The organism is Chryseobacterium indologenes, assembly GCF_001295265.1.
Taxonomy (GTDB): domain Bacteria; phylum Bacteroidota; class Bacteroidia; order Flavobacteriales; family Weeksellaceae; genus Chryseobacterium; species Chryseobacterium indologenes_A.
Genome location: NZ_LJOD01000012.1, coordinates 1 through 13,807 on the forward strand (window position 1 = coordinate 1; position 13,807 = coordinate 13,807).

The 13,807-nt window shown below is 38.1% G+C and carries 14 protein-coding genes and 1 tRNA gene; 4 read left to right on the plus strand and 11 right to left on the minus strand.

Annotated features, from left to right (window positions below; translation table 11 throughout):
* Nucleotides 1-19 precede the first annotated feature (19 nt).
* Nucleotides 20-92 (minus strand) — tRNA-Lys (locus tag AOB46_RS16160).
* 116 nt (nt 93-208) lie between these two features.
* Between AOB46_RS16160 and AOB46_RS16165 the strand changes: the two genes are divergently transcribed.
* The gene (locus tag AOB46_RS16165; protein ID WP_062701271.1) at nt 209-724 is read left to right on the plus strand and encodes a shikimate kinase; all 516 of its coding nucleotides are present in this window, start codon (nt 209-211) and stop codon (nt 722-724) included.
* Between the two features lie 12 nt (nt 725-736).
* Here AOB46_RS16165 and AOB46_RS16170 read toward each other — a convergent pair whose 3' ends face one another.
* Entirely contained in the window at nt 737-1,174 is a 438-nt protein-coding gene (locus AOB46_RS16170) for an RNA-binding S4 domain-containing protein (RefSeq protein ID WP_062701274.1), read from the minus strand.
* Nucleotides 1,175-1,229: 55 nt separating this feature from the next.
* Here AOB46_RS16170 and AOB46_RS16175 point away from each other — a divergent pair, with 55 nt between their 5' ends.
* Entirely contained in the window at nt 1,230-1,988 is a 759-nt protein-coding gene (locus tag AOB46_RS16175) for a hypothetical protein (RefSeq protein ID WP_062701280.1), read from the plus strand.
* 61 nt (nt 1,989-2,049) lie between these two features.
* Here the strand turns inward: AOB46_RS16175 and AOB46_RS16180 are convergent, their stop codons facing one another.
* The 7 genes from AOB46_RS16180 to AOB46_RS16210 all read right to left on the minus strand — a co-directional run bounded on the left by AOB46_RS16180 (nt 2,050) and on the right by AOB46_RS16210 (nt 10,837).
* Nucleotides 2,050-3,567, minus strand: coding sequence for an FMN-binding glutamate synthase family protein (locus tag AOB46_RS16180; RefSeq protein WP_062701282.1), 1,518 nt, complete (start codon nt 3,565-3,567; stop codon nt 2,050-2,052).
* A gap of 53 nt (nt 3,568-3,620) precedes the next feature.
* On the minus strand, nt 3,621-4,967 hold the full coding sequence (gene mtaB / locus AOB46_RS16185; protein ID WP_062701284.1) for a tRNA (N(6)-L-threonylcarbamoyladenosine(37)-C(2))-methylthiotransferase MtaB: 1,347 nt from the start codon (nt 4,965-4,967) through the stop codon (nt 3,621-3,623).
* A gap of 67 nt (nt 4,968-5,034) precedes the next feature.
* Nucleotides 5,035-5,685, minus strand: coding sequence for a hypothetical protein (locus AOB46_RS16190; RefSeq protein ID WP_185113880.1), 651 nt, complete (start codon nt 5,683-5,685; stop codon nt 5,035-5,037).
* The gene (locus tag AOB46_RS16195) at nt 5,672-6,211 is read right to left on the minus strand and encodes a DUF1572 domain-containing protein (RefSeq protein WP_062701547.1); all 540 of its coding nucleotides are present in this window, start codon (nt 6,209-6,211) and stop codon (nt 5,672-5,674) included. Before AOB46_RS16195 ends, AOB46_RS16190 begins: the two co-directional genes overlap by 14 nt.
* A 100-nt stretch (nt 6,212-6,311) precedes the next feature.
* Nucleotides 6,312-7,646 carry a T9SS type A sorting domain-containing protein gene (locus tag AOB46_RS16200; protein ID WP_062701285.1) on the minus strand — a complete coding sequence of 445 codons (1,335 nt, stop codon included), beginning with the start codon at nt 7,644-7,646 and terminating at the stop codon, nt 6,312-6,314.
* A 132-nt stretch (nt 7,647-7,778) separates the two neighbouring features.
* Nucleotides 7,779-9,878 carry a T9SS type B sorting domain-containing protein gene (locus AOB46_RS16205; RefSeq protein ID WP_062701286.1) on the minus strand — a complete coding sequence of 700 codons (2,100 nt, stop codon included), beginning with the start codon at nt 9,876-9,878 and terminating at the stop codon, nt 7,779-7,781.
* A 161-nt stretch (nt 9,879-10,039) separates the two neighbouring features.
* The gene (locus AOB46_RS16210) at nt 10,040-10,837 is read right to left on the minus strand and encodes a hypothetical protein (RefSeq protein ID WP_062701287.1); all 798 of its coding nucleotides are present in this window, start codon (nt 10,835-10,837) and stop codon (nt 10,040-10,042) included.
* 201 nt (nt 10,838-11,038) lie between these two features.
* Here AOB46_RS16210 and glgP point away from each other — a divergent pair, with 201 nt between their 5' ends.
* Nucleotides 11,039-12,706, plus strand: coding sequence for an alpha-glucan family phosphorylase (glgP, locus tag AOB46_RS16215; RefSeq protein WP_062701288.1), 1,668 nt, complete (start codon nt 11,039-11,041; stop codon nt 12,704-12,706).
* 65 nt (nt 12,707-12,771) lie between these two features.
* On the opposite strand, the gene AOB46_RS16220 is transcribed toward glgP, so the two are convergent.
* Nucleotides 12,772-12,957 (minus strand): DUF6496 domain-containing protein, encoded by a 186-nt coding sequence (locus AOB46_RS16220; protein WP_062701290.1) that lies wholly within the window; start codon nt 12,955-12,957, stop codon nt 12,772-12,774.
* 12 nt (nt 12,958-12,969) lie between these two features.
* Nucleotides 12,970-13,443 (minus strand): hypothetical protein, encoded by a 474-nt coding sequence (locus tag AOB46_RS16225; RefSeq protein WP_062701292.1) that lies wholly within the window; start codon nt 13,441-13,443, stop codon nt 12,970-12,972.
* Nucleotides 13,444-13,576: 133 nt separating this feature from the next.
* On the opposite strand from AOB46_RS16225, the gene AOB46_RS16230 reads away from it, so the two are divergent.
* Entirely contained in the window at nt 13,577-13,762 is a 186-nt protein-coding gene (locus AOB46_RS16230) for a bacteriocin-like protein (RefSeq protein ID WP_062701294.1), read from the plus strand.
* Nucleotides 13,763-13,807 lie beyond the last annotated feature (45 nt).

A 13,807-nucleotide genomic window follows, 5' to 3' on the forward strand; every position in this document is an offset into this window, starting at 1 on the left:
TAGTAACTTATTTCGCTTGTGACCCGGCTGGGATTCGAACCCAGGACCCATACATTAAAAGTGTATTGCTCTACCAGCTGAGCTACCGAGTCGGCCACTTATTTTAACAAGTTTTCATTTAAGTAATGTCCCTTGTTTTAAGTGGTGCAAAGATATGGGTTTTTTCGTTATCTCAAAACTTTTTTGCAAATTTGTTTAAAAAAAATTCATGATAATTTCACTGATCGGATACATGGGTTGTGGCAAATCTCACGTTTCCAAAATATTAAGCGAAAAAATAAATTTCAGGTTAATTGACCTGGATAAAGAGATTTCCAGGCGAAATAAATTAACGATTCCTGAAATTTTTGAAAAAAAGGGTGAAATCTACTTTAGAAAGCTGGAAAGAGAGACATTGGAAGAGATACTTGCTACCGAAGAAAATATAGTTTTAAGCCTGGGTGGAGGAACTCCTGTTTATTATAATAATATGGAGATTATTAATCATAACTCTAAAAGTGTATTTTTAAGAGCTTCTGTGGCCACTTTATCAGAAAGGCTCTCAAAACAGAAAGAAAAAAGGCCTTTAATAGCCCATATTTCTGATGAAGATCTTCCCGAGTTTATTGCCAAGCATTTATTTGAAAGGAATATATTTTACAATAAAGCCCAGTTTAGTGTCATTACGGACTCCCGAACTCCTGAAGACATTGTTAATGAAATAACAGAAAAGCTCTATCTCTAGAACTTTTTTATATCAATCTTCGCTTTCGGCATCATCACCTGTTTCTCCAAAAAAGTCATCCCAGTCTGTGAAATCGGAATCAACATCATTTCCTACGTAATCATCCATATCTCTTCTGTCTTTTTTAGTAGGCCTGCCCTCCCCTTTGCTTCTGTAATAATCCTGGGCCATTTTACGCATCTTCAGCAGTTCATACTGTTCTTTATCCGTTACATCCTGTATATGAAGCGGAACCAGCTTCGCCCCTATTCTGCTTTTGGGAATCTGAAGAACTTTAATTTTATAATCAATCTGATTTTTCCTGATCCTGATTACATCTCCTTCTTTTACTTCTTTTGATGACTTTACGGCAGATGTACCCATTGATACCCTGTTCTTTTTAATTTCCTCTGCTGCAATACTCCTCGTCTTATAAAAACGAATACTCCATAAAAATTTATCTATTCTCATATTTTTTTATACTTTTGCCGTTATATTATCTGTAAAGTAATTAAAGTTTTTTGAAATGAAAAAAATATTTTTATATATCCTTGCGGGGTCTTTGTGTTTTACTGCATGTAAAAAGGATGATGAAGCTGGTGATTATCAGGAGCCTGAAGATATTAATGTCCAGAATATGTATGACGATCAGGCCATTCAAAAATTTATGAATGAGAATTATCTGGATGCCCAGGGAAATATAAAAGCATTTAGCAGCACTGATCCTTCTGATGACAATGAAAAAAAACTGAGCGAGCTGCCTAAAGAAACATTACCTTCAGGTACAATATACATTACAAGACCGGGAGCACAGCCCGATGATATAAATCCAGCTGCCGGAAAAGCCATTGGAGAAAAAGACATCATAAGAATTATGATGAGTGCTAAAACCTATCTTGCAGTTAACACTGACGGGAATTCTATGTTTTCTCCTTCTTCAGTAGCAACCTTTTTAGGCTACAGTCCTGTTGACGGAAGCGGAATTCCTTTGGTAGATCCTAAGTTCTATTATATTGCTCCTTCTGATCCTTTAATTACAGGGGCTACAACTACTGCTGCTGCACAGCAAAGTTATTATATGATAGAAGGGTTTGGTGAAGCTTTGAGAAAATTTAAAGCTTTTGATCAGACCGACGACTCACCTTATAATCTTCAGGGAGTAATCATTGTACCATCAAGAGCTGCTTTTGCAAGGGATGCCCATTATAATTACAGCGGATATTCCTTCAGAAACAGAACATTCGTTTTCAATTTCCAGGTATATAAAACAACGGCAAGACCGTAATAATACACGGCACAGTAAAAATAAAAAACCGTAATCATCAATTGATTACGGTTTTTGTTATTTAAGATCTTGCTTTCTGCTTTACATTTCCTAAAATATCAGGGAAGTAAAGATCCGCCAGATGATCAAATTCATCTCCTCTCATAAACATGGTTGCATCTACTTCTTCATAAGAGCTTCTTCCTGCTGCTGCAATCAGTTCATTACATGTGTGAAGCGTATTTTTATGGAAATGATATACTCTTTCACTTTTATCAGTTACATCAAGCCCTTTAATCAGCATTTTATCCTGTGTGGCAACACCTGTCGGACAGTTATTGGAATTACATCTTAAAGCCTGGATACATCCTAGCGAGAACATGAATCCTCTTGCATTATTACACATATCTGCTCCCATAGCCACAGCTCTTAAAATATCAAGACTTGTCAGTACTTTACCACTGGCAATTACCCTTACTTTATTTCTAACGTTGTAGTTATTAAGGGTTCTGTTAACGAAAATCAATGCTGGTTCCAGAGGCATTCCTACTCCATCTGAGAATTCCGGCGGTGCAGCTCCTGTTCCTCCTTCAGCTCCATCAATGGTGATAAAATCCGGATAAATTTTCAGAACATTCATCTGAACGCAGATATCTTCAAATTCTCTGGTATCTCCTATACAAAGCTTGAAGCCTACCGGCTTTCCTCCTGAAAGCTCTCTAAGCTGCTGTACAAATCTCAACAGGCCTGCAGCATCTGAAAAAGCACTGTGCGATGGCGGTGAAATAACCGTCATTCCTGGTTTCACGTGACGGATTTTTGCAATTTCCGGTGTATTTTTCACTCCCGGGAGCACTCCTCCGTGTCCTGGTTTTGCTCCCTGCGATAATTTGATTTCAATCATCTTCACATTAGGAAGTGTAGAATATTTTGTAAAGAGTTCCGGATTGAATCTTCCTTCTTCATCCCGGCATCCGAAATATCCGGTACCAATCTGCCAGCATAAATCTCCTCCTTCCAGATGATACGGCGAAATTCCGCCTTCTCCTGTATTGTGATAAAAATTTCCTTTTTTGGCTCCTCTGTTTAATGAAATCTGCGCCCTGTCGCTTAATGCTCCAAAACTCATGGCAGAAATATTAAACAGGGAAGCATGGTAAGGCTGTGTACATTGTTCGCCCCCTACCCATACTCTTGGAAGTTCTTCTGATGGCGACTTTGCATAAATGGAATGTTTGATTCCTTCATATTTTCTGTGATTCACTTCTAACTGCGTTCCAAAAGCAACGGTGTCGCTCAGATTTTTGGCACGTCTGTATACTGCAGAGCGCTGATTTCGGGGAAATGGCTTCCCGTCTGTCTCTCTTTCGATGAAATACTGCTGCATTTCGGGTGAAATACTTTCAAAAAAGTATCTGAAGTACCCCAGTACGGGAAAGTTCCTCAAAATAGCATGTTTTGACTGGTAAGCATTGTAAACACCCAATGCATAAATGGCGGACAGCAGGATTGGTATCCAGTAATGCGCTCTGATCAGTAATGCTACAATCCACGTAGCGATTACTAATACAATTCCCCAAGATAAAAACTTATCTCTCATGAATGTAGTATTTTAAAGTTAAAAATAAATTTAGTAGAAATTTTGCAAAGAGACTATGCTTTTGCTAAAAAACTTTCGTAAGAAGATTGCACAGAAACCGTGCCATCTGACAGGATTTTTTCTAAATTCAGAAATTCGATTTGGTTTACGGATGCCTGGTCAAAATCTTTCTGGACTCTCACATAGTTTTCTGTGAAGCCAAACATTTTTCCGTCTTTATTTTCGTGCTCCCAAAGTACTGGAAGCGTTTTCCCAAGCTGGGTCTGATAAAATGCCATTTTTTTCTTTTCAGAAAGTATTCTCAGCATTTTATTACGTTTTTTTCTTTCGGCTACGGGAACAACCCCATCCATGCCTGCCGCTTCCGTATTTTCTCTTTCAGAATAGGTAAATACGTGAAGATAGGTAATAGGAAGCTCATTCAGGAAGTTATATGTTTCCATGAATTTTTCTTCTGTCTCACCGGGAAACCCTACAATAACATCTACACCAACAGCTGCATCAGGCATTACCTCGCGGATCTTACTGATTCTGTCTCTGTATAGCTTAGTCAGGTAGCGGCGTTTCATTTTTTTCAAAAGATCGTCACTCCCGGATTGCAACGGAATATGGAAATGCGGAACAAAGCTTCTGCTTTTGGAAACCAGTTCGATGCTTTCGTTTTTTAACAGATTCGGTTCAATGGAAGATATTCGGATTCTTTCAATGCCTTCTACCTTATCCAGCTCTGAGATCAGATCCAGGAAAGTATGTTCATGTTTTTTATTTCCGAATTCGCCTTTACCGTAATCTCCGATGTTTACTCCGGTAAGAACAATTTCTTTGATGTCTCTACCTGCAATTTCTGCTGCATTTTTAAGAACATTCTCGATGGTATCTGAACGGGAAATTCCTCTTGCCAAAGGAATGGTACAATAGGTACATTTGTAGTCACAACCATCCTGAACTTTCAGGAAAGCTCTGGTTCTGTCACCAATAGAATAGCTTCCGATAAAGAAATCGGTTTCTTCAATTTCGCAGGAATGAACAATACCCTGGTGATCGGTTTTTTGCAGATCATCAAGATAGCTTAAGATATTGAACTTTTCTTTAGCACCTAAAACAAGGTCTACTCCTTCAATCTGCGAAATTTCTTCAGGTTTTAACTGTGCGTAACATCCTACAATAACTACAAGCCCTTCAGGGTTAGCCTTCATCGCTCTTTTTACGTGAAGCTTACACTCGCGATCAGCATTTTCCGTTACAGAACAGGTATTGATTACATAGATATCTGCTCTTTCATCAAAGCTTACCTTATCATAACCTGCATCTGTTAACTGTCGGGCAATAGTAGACGTTTCCGCAAAGTTTAATTTGCAGCCAAGTGTATGAAATGCGGCAGTTCTGTGAAAAGTAGACATTTATTACTCCTGAATTTTCTGGGTGCAAAGATAGTAATTTTAATAAGAATTTCTAAATTGATTCGGTCTATTGTTTATATTCTTCTCTTACTTCAGGGCTGTTAAGGAAGCAGACGGAAGAAAAATTAGAATCAGGCTGATCTTCTTCGGACTTTTGCAAATCTTTAATACATTCTTCCCGGATCCGCCATATTTCCTCTAATTTATAACTGATCTTTTCATCATCCAGCCATTTTTGAAGAAATCTTTTATGAATTGATATTTTCTCAGAGACAATCTGGTCGTATTCTATTTCTGATTCCGATAAAATATTGTTTTTAAAATTATTGTAGCTTGATCCGGACTTTGTAAAATCATAATACTGATCTCCAATCTTTAAATAATTATGGGCTTCGGGAATATAGGGAAGACCATATTTCTGAAGTGTATTTTTTATAGCCGGAGCATATCTGGAATCCATTTTAAACAAGCCAAGCATTAATTTTACAGCATTTTCATTATTCTCCAGTGCCAGTTTTTTCAGTACGGCATGTTTTGTACTGCAGGTTCCGCATTTCTCCTCAAAAATGCAAAGGATATTATTTTTATCCCGGTTTCTCTTATAGGGAATTTTGGCTACAAACTGGGATGCTGTATGGAAATCACGGATATTGAACTCAATACATTTTTCTGAAACAATTCCATTTTCACCATTAATGGTAAAGTTATGCATTTCCATAATCTGAGCTTTTTGAAAACTTATCTTTCATCTCATTATTAAACTCGTCCGATTTATTTCTTGCAATAGAAAGTGTTTTCCAGTCTTCATTCTTCATTATTTTCGCAATATAAACCATCTGCCCGATATGATAGGGGTAGTGAGCTATCTGACGGATAATGGCATCCAGAACGGTATGCGCCTCTCCTCTTATATAGACTTCTGAGTATATATTATCATCATTGACCTGATCTAAGGCTTCAAAAAGACATTGCCAGCCTTTTTCCCAGTATTCCAGAACCTCCTGTTTGGTTTTGAAAGTATTGATGAATTCATCATCGCGGTTCCTCCAGGGCTTTTCACCATCTTCCGTTAAAAAATTCGTCCATCTTGACAGCATATTTCCTGCTATATGCTTTACAATAACCGCAATAGAATTGCTTTCCCCGTTGGGCTGCCAAAAAACCTGTTCTTCGGAAAGCTGCCCGAAAGTTCTATCACCCAGTGATTTATAATATTCAAAACGTTTTACAAATAGTTTCTTCATATCCATGATTCTTTAAATCTAATGTACTATTTTTCACAAAAAAACCATCTCTTTATGAAATGGTTTTATCTATCAATTTTATTTCAAAATGCCTGAAATACTATTCTTTGATTACTTTTTCAGAAGAGGATGTACCATCCCCGAATTCAATATTAACAACATATACTCCTTTAGGAAATGAAGAAAGATCCAGCTTATCAGATGAATCTGCCATTAATACAATTCTGCCCGATCCATCCAGAACCGTTGAGGATTTAATTTTTTTATCCGTCTTTATATAAAGCTCTCCTTTTGTAGGATTAGGATAAATACCGCCCCAGTTCAGTTTTATTTCCTGAGTACCCAGCTCTCTGAAAGTCATTTTATACATGGCCGCAAACTGAGCCGCTGAAGTCCATCCTGCCGAATAACAGCTGTTTCCGAAGCAGTTTACATTCCAATGAGAGACCCCCGGGTCTATAGCCGTCCAATTGGTTCCGTTATCTGTGCTTATCCATGATCCTCTTGCCAAATCATTCGGACTTGTGGCAATCAAAGTATTTTTACCCGGAACATACGCAATGTCATAAATTCTATTCACCACCGATAACCCCGAAAACGGAACTTCCGACCATGTTACTCCTCCATTATCAGTTCTGTATATTTTTAAATCGGTCTGAGCGCCTGACGCCTGTCCTGTCTGTAAAAAAACAACACCTTTATTGGCATCACTCCAGGCCATTAAAAAATCATTGAACTGTCCTCCCTGAAATGAACCTGAAACTGGTGACCAATGTACCCCCTTATCTGTAGATTTATAAATTTTATAATCTGTAATTCCATTGTTTATATTGTAAAAGCATAGAAACATAACACCGTTTACTACATAATACTGGTGATACCCAAATATTCCTGTCATTGGCCCGGAAATGTTACCAAGCGGTACCTGCGACCAGCTGTCACCACCATTTTGAGTGGTATACATATCGTAAGTAGATGCCTGCGATCCGATAACCCAGCCGTTATTGGCATCAAAAAAATGAACTGCGATCCCTATTGATGGCAGTGTAAATTGTTTTATCCAGTTGGTCCCTCCGTTGGTCGTTTTCCAGACTTCTCCAAGAGTGGAAGTGCTGGTTGGACCTGTAGAGCCATTAGGACTCATTACCCAGGCCGTTGTTGCACTGACTCCTGAGATTGATGCTATGCTGTACAGTTTCGCATTATTACCTATATTAAAAACGCCCGGTGTCCAGCTGGTTCCTCCGTTTGAAGTTTTGGTAAAGACACCGCCTGTTGCGGTATTGGCACATGCCCAGACGCTGTTGACATCATATACGTGCATAGATGTCTGACCTGCACCGCCTGATCCGGCATTCTGTAAAATCCATGTTTGGGAAAATGTGGGGATTCCTATTATTAATCCCAGCAAAGTTGTAAAAATTTTGTTCTTCATATATTTAATTTGGAATACACAGGATCTTTAGCTTTTCAGCTTCAGGCCTGTTTTCAGTTTCATAGTTTTTAGTTTGTTTTGAATAAAAGAGTCTCCAACTTATGTGGAGACTCTTTATCGTTTCTAGGTGTATTATTCTCTATTTTTCACAACGATCCATCCTGAATACTTGATTGGTGTACTCTTTTTGTCGTTTTCATTCCAGGTTACAGAGTACCAGTAGTTACCGGTTGGTACTTTCCCGATACCATTCACACTTCCGTCCCATTTGTATCCGTTCTGTTTATTTCCTTCATGGATCTTAATTCCGTATCGGTCAAAAATACTGAACACAAGATTCGTCTTATTGGCTAAAGCAGAATAGTCAATTACATCATTAATACCATCTCCGTTCGGAGTGATTACATTAACAAGATTAGGGACTACCACTCCTACTTCCATTGGTGCACAGTTATAGGAATCTTTTACATAAACTTTATGATCACCTCTTGAAAGATTAGTGAAAATATTAGAATCCTGCCAGTTGATATTATCCATTGAGTATTTATAAGGTACTGTACCTCCCATCACAAATACGGTAATGGTATTGTTTGAAATATCAACCCCGGTGATGACCGGCTGTTCAGAAGCGTATACTTTCACATTCTGTGTCACCACACAACCTCCTGATGTAAGTTTCACCCAATACGTACCCACTCCTACATTGCTGATAGCCTGGGTAGTGGCTCCTGTACTCCATTGATAATTAGTAAATCCTGGACCTGCATCCAGCGTAGTTTTATCAGCTACACAAATAATCTTATCCTGAAGAACATTAGAATAAACCGGGGAAATCACAATCAGGGTAATCTTAGCAACATTGTAGCAGCCCTGTGCATTAAAGACCCTTACATACGCTACTCCGGTAGGTGCTACATACGCCGTAGGAGTAAGAATTTCATTGGTCTGGTTTATTGCATCTGTTAATGAAGGATAATATTTTTTGATGGCACCGGCCTGCGTTGTCACCGTAGGTCCCGTAAGATTAAATGATCCTGTGGAAGGATTATTTTCCAGCGCGCATGTTCTTATTTCAGCATTCTGTACGGCGGGCACAGGATAGAATTTCAGGAAGATCTGAGCTACAGAAGTACATCCGAAAGGTGAAGTAACCTTCACATAAATAGTTCCTTCTGCGGAAGTAAATGTCATAGGATTGGTGATTTCCCCAACTCCAGCATTAAGATCAGGAAGGCTGTGATAATATTTCTTGGTAACGTTAGGATCTCCAATAATATCGGCACTCGTAAGGTCATACACCGCAGTTCCTGCATTGTTATTGTTACATTGCGTTAATGTAGCATTTCTTGTTGTAATTTTTCCGTCTCTGAATTTAAATAATCCAACCTGCTTACATTTATTAAGCGGACTGTTTGGATTAGTCGGATCTGTGTAGCTGATACTGTAATAATAAGTAGGACCTACAGTTACGGAAGTAGGGCCGGTAATTGGATTGGTGCCTGTTAAAGCCGCATTCTGGCTTGTATGATAGCTAACAGAAAAATTAGGGTTTCCATTGATGATTCCTGCAGATAAAGTGGTAAAATCAAATACAGCAGGATTGGAACAGATCACAACCTCTCTTGGGTCTGCCGGGTTAGCGGCAGGCACTCCCGGAGGAGTAAACGGAAACGGCTGAGTAGCAGGGTCTGTAAATGGCGATGCCAATGTTGCCGTTCCTCCCCATGTTAAAGAGAACGGGGCCATGGTTGGATTGCTTGCATTCACCCAGTTATCCAGATATAAATAATAGGTTTGCCCCGGCAGAACATCCAGATATTTACAGTAAGGAGTTGTTGAACCTCCGGCTGCACTGGTAATTGTACTCGTCATATTCAATCCTGTAGAAGCTCCAACTCCTACAACAGTAGCTGCATTACAACGAATGGGCGTACCCAGATTGGAGCAGTTTACATTGGGGCCGTAGATTGCCCAGTCATAATCTGCATCCTGATCATTCGGAACCAGGTTAAAAGTAAGCGTACCGCCTGTAGCAATGGTAATTTTATACCATATGGAATTATGTTCTCCTTCTGTCAGGCAGCCTCTCAGGTTTTCATTAACATTCCCAATCCCTGAAGGACTGTAGGTAATACTGGAATTTCCGCAAACTGCCAGTGCAGACGTACAGTCTGCCTGTGAGAAAAGAAATTGCGAAAGTGAAAGAAAAATAAACAGTAAAAATTTCTTCATAGATATATAGTTTTTTGTTAAAATAAATCACCAAGCATATGATATACAAGGCAATACCAAATATACTCATAATTTAATTATAAACAACAAAAACGATTAAATTTTGAATTATTTTAATTAAATTAAAGATTTAACGAAAAACTACACACTTTAAAAGTAAATTACTTTATGCTTGTAATATTTCCACACAGATTTTCAAGATGAAATATTTTGTGAAAAGGACTTTTCACCTGACTTAAATGTTCTTTATCCTGAATAAAGGTATACCGTGAAGCAATGGAGTTCATATCAGAAACAATGACCAGCCAGCATTCATCTACTGAAGTGTCATAATAAGGGAACTTTTCATTTTTCTTTTCAATAAGTTCAAGAATTTTTTCAGAACAGAGTTCATCAAAAAGGTTCATACTGTATTCGTGGGTAATAAAGACATTTCTGCGGTGAAAAGATTTTCTCAGACTTTTTACACAGCCCACCGCTTTATTTTTTTTAATGCTTTTATAAATATTGAGAATATTTTCCTGCTGTTCCTCGGGGTTATCCAGTTTAAGGTGAGGATGAAATTCTAAAAAATAAACACCACGATATTTCGTAGTGTCTTCCTGTTCTAATATTATTTCTGCCTGACGGAACATTTTATTCAAAGTGCTCTCTGCTTTTTTCATATCCAGATGATTAATCACTTCGGTCAGTTCTATTCCGATTTTTTTGTCATTGAGTTTGGCGATAAAGTCAGGGCTTTCGCAGGTAAGGTTCTCAAATTTTACTTCGGGGAAATGATGCATGAAAGAATTGAGAAGCAGGATTTCAGATTTCTTTCTATACTTTTCACGGTCATGAAGAAGAGACGCATCTATGGTACGGTGATACTTTTCTATCGGCTTTTTTTTCAAATGCCGGTTCAGGTAATACAGGCTGAGATTCTTGGTCAGATCTTCATCAGAAAATGTCTTTTTCATGTGCATTTTTTTATGGGTCTGAAGAATACGTGCGCAATCCGCTTTCACTATTAGAACTTTTTGAAAATCAAAAAATTATATACTAAAGGTAAGTAAAAAAACTATTCGGAGGATACTTTTAAATTAATTTATCAAATAATTAATATAAAGTTTATTTTCATAATTAATACCTTTGCCCCTTCTAATACAAAACTGTAATTTATGGATTTTAGAAATTTTAAAATACCTTACAGCATCAATCCACAATATTCTAAAAAAACTGCTTATTTTTCAATGGAGTTTGCCATTGATCAGGTTTTAAAAATATATTCGGGAGGGCTGGGATTCCTGGCAGGTTCTCACATGAGAAGTGCATACAATCTTAAGCAGGACCTTATCGGGATCGGCATTCTATGGAAATTCGGTTATTATGATCAGGCAAGAAACCATGATCAGACCCTCCAGCCGGTATGGACCCGAAAAATGTACAGCTTTCTGGAAGATACAGGAATAAAGTTCCAGATTGAAATTCACAGTGCCCCGGTTTGGGTAAAAGTATGGTATCTGGATCCTGAAATATTCAATACAGCCCCTATGTTTTTCCTTTCAACAGATGTTCCTGAAAATGATCACGTTTCCAAAACCATCTGCCATAAATTATATGATGCCAACGAATCCACTAAGCTTGCCCAGTATATTTTATTAGGAAAAGGAGGAGCGAAGCTTCTGGACGAAATGAATATTCAAAGAGATGTTTACCATCTTAATGAAGCCCACGGGCTTCCTGCAGCATTCTACCTTCTGAAAAAATACAATGGTGACCTGAACAGGGTAAAAGAAAAACTGGTATTCACAACCCATACTCCGGAAGAGGCAGGCAACGAAAAGCATAATCTTAGATTATGTTATGACATGTCTTATTTCTCCGGATTCAGCATGGAAGAGGTAAAAAGTATTGAAGGCTCTGATGATGACCGTTTCAACCATTCACTGTGTGCCCTGAAAATGGCAAGAATTGCCAACGGGGTTTCCCAGCTGCACGGCGTGGTTTCCAGAGTGATGTGGAACAAATATCCTGGAATCTGTGAGATCACTTCCATTACCAACGCTCAGGAATTTAAATACTGGGCAGACAAACCGCTTTATAATGCGAAAGACGAAAATGATGAAACCGTTTTTGATTACCGCAAGAAACATTTAAAAAGCAGACTCTTCAAAATAGTGGCAGACCAAACCGGAAACCTGTTCAGTCCGAATGTTTTCACCATTGTATGGGCAAGAAGATTTGCAGGATATAAACGGGCAGATCTTCTTTTGCACGATAAGGAAAGATTCTACAGACTTCTGAACAATCCCAAATATCCGGTACAGATCATCTGGGCAGGAAAACCTTACCCTATGGACTATACAGCTATTTCAACATTCAATTCACTGGTGGAAGAAAGTAAAAATCATAAAAATATGGCTGTTCTTACCGGTTATGAACTCTCTTTAAGTAAATCTCTGAAACAGGGATCTGATCTATGGCTCAATAACCCAAGAGTTCCAAGAGAAGCTTCGGGAACATCAGGAATGACTGCTGCGATGAACGGATCTGTCAATCTATCAACGGATGACGGATGGATTCCTGAATTTGCCAGGTCAGGCGAAAACTCTTTCGTTGTTCCTAAAGCAGATTATCTGAATATGAGCATTTACGAACAGGACAATTATGACCTGAATAAGCTTTATGAAATTCTGGAAAATGAAATTCTTCCAACTTATTATGACCATCCTGACCAGTGGAGAAAAATCCAGTATAATGCAATGAACGATGTAAAAGATCAGTTCAACAGCGACAGGATGGCCGATGAATATTACAAGGTTCTTTATAATCAGCAAAATAGTTAATAGCAACCTGTAAATCAGCAAAATAAAAAAACCGTGTGAGATTTTCACGCGGTTTTTTATTGAAATTAATCTTTTTTCTTTTTAGGCACTTTAAGGCCTTTTTCTCTGGCCTCAGAAATACCAATGGCCACGGCCTGTTTTCTGCTTGTTACCTTTTTCCCGGAAGAAGATTTCAGTTTTCCTTCCTTGAATTCGTGCATTACCTTTCCTACTTTGTCCTGAGCTTTTTCTGAATATTTTGTCTTGCTCATGATACGATTTTTTTAAGATTTTGGCAGGGATACCCCTAATTCATACACTTTAGCGTGCTTAAGATATTTACATCGTTCTCTTGAAGTTACCGATTCAAATTGATCATTTTTAATCACAATAATCGGGTCTTCTGAATTTTCAATTTCAAAACTGGCAAAGTACCGTTCATCGGGACTTGTTTTATCGTTTCTTGCTTTTATTTTCTGCAGTTCATCTGCGTATTTTCTGAATCCGGGATCCGAAGAATGGATAAATTTATATTCATCACCTGCATACGCATAGTAATGAAGCTTTTTTTCAATCAGGCCGGCTTCATCTGTGATCTGAGGATTATCATTTCCATCTTTAAAACCTATTTCAACTAAAGTACCCCCTTTTTTATGGGCACATTCTTCGGCATCTTTGAAACTTGAGAAACCGGTATAAATGATGCGGTCATTCAGATCGTAACGGTTAAGTTTCTGGTTGTATGCATTCGTTTCCATAATTATTATTTTAATTGATTGATATTAGTATACATTCAATTTTTTTGCCAAATTTATTTTTTCAATAAAACTCACTACCTGATGATATTTTTAACTCATTTAGAAGTTCAATCCAAAAAAATTCAATATCATTATGAAAAATTCAAAGAAAATCACAAGAGAACAGTTAAAAGAAATACAGGGAGGAGGCCTGCCGGGAATGAGAAGATGTCTGGATCCGGAAACATGCCAGTACAGGCTTGGCTTTATCGGAGGAGACCTGGAAACACCGTGCAACCTGCTCTATCCTATCTGTGCTCCGAGAGACTACTACCGGTGATAGAAGATCCGATTATTGAAGGATAATCAAAACAACCAGGATATG

Bases quoted from the DNA above. Each gene is read 5' to 3' on its own strand.
- AOB46_RS16165 (WP_062701271.1), top strand. From the start codon at position 209: ATGATAATTTCACTGATCGGATACATGGGTTGTGGCAAATCTCACGTT.
- AOB46_RS16170 (WP_062701274.1), bottom strand. From the start codon at position 1,174: ATGAGAATAGATAAATTTTTATGGAGTATTCGTTTTTATAAGACGAGG.
- AOB46_RS16175 (WP_062701280.1), top strand. From the start codon at position 1,230: ATGAAAAAAATATTTTTATATATCCTTGCGGGGTCTTTGTGTTTTACT.
- AOB46_RS16180 (WP_062701282.1), bottom strand. From the start codon at position 3,567: ATGAGAGATAAGTTTTTATCTTGGGGAATTGTATTAGTAATCGCTACG.
- mtaB (WP_062701284.1), bottom strand. From the start codon at position 4,967: ATGTCTACTTTTCACAGAACTGCCGCATTTCATACACTTGGCTGCAAA.
- AOB46_RS16190 (WP_185113880.1), bottom strand. From the start codon at position 5,685: ATGGAAATGCATAACTTTACCATTAATGGTGAAAATGGAATTGTTTCA.
- AOB46_RS16195 (WP_062701547.1), bottom strand. From the start codon at position 6,211: ATGAAGAAACTATTTGTAAAACGTTTTGAATATTATAAATCACTGGGT.
- AOB46_RS16200 (WP_062701285.1), bottom strand. From the start codon at position 7,646: ATGAAGAACAAAATTTTTACAACTTTGCTGGGATTAATAATAGGAATC.
- AOB46_RS16205 (WP_062701286.1), bottom strand. From the start codon at position 9,878: ATGAAGAAATTTTTACTGTTTATTTTTCTTTCACTTTCGCAATTTCTT.
- AOB46_RS16210 (WP_062701287.1), bottom strand. From the start codon at position 10,837: ATGAAAAAGACATTTTCTGATGAAGATCTGACCAAGAATCTCAGCCTG.
- glgP (WP_062701288.1), top strand. From the start codon at position 11,039: ATGGATTTTAGAAATTTTAAAATACCTTACAGCATCAATCCACAATAT.
- AOB46_RS16220 (WP_062701290.1), bottom strand. From the start codon at position 12,957: ATGAGCAAGACAAAATATTCAGAAAAAGCTCAGGACAAAGTAGGAAAG.
- AOB46_RS16225 (WP_062701292.1), bottom strand. From the start codon at position 13,443: ATGGAAACGAATGCATACAACCAGAAACTTAACCGTTACGATCTGAAT.
- AOB46_RS16230 (WP_062701294.1), top strand. From the start codon at position 13,577: ATGAAAAATTCAAAGAAAATCACAAGAGAACAGTTAAAAGAAATACAG.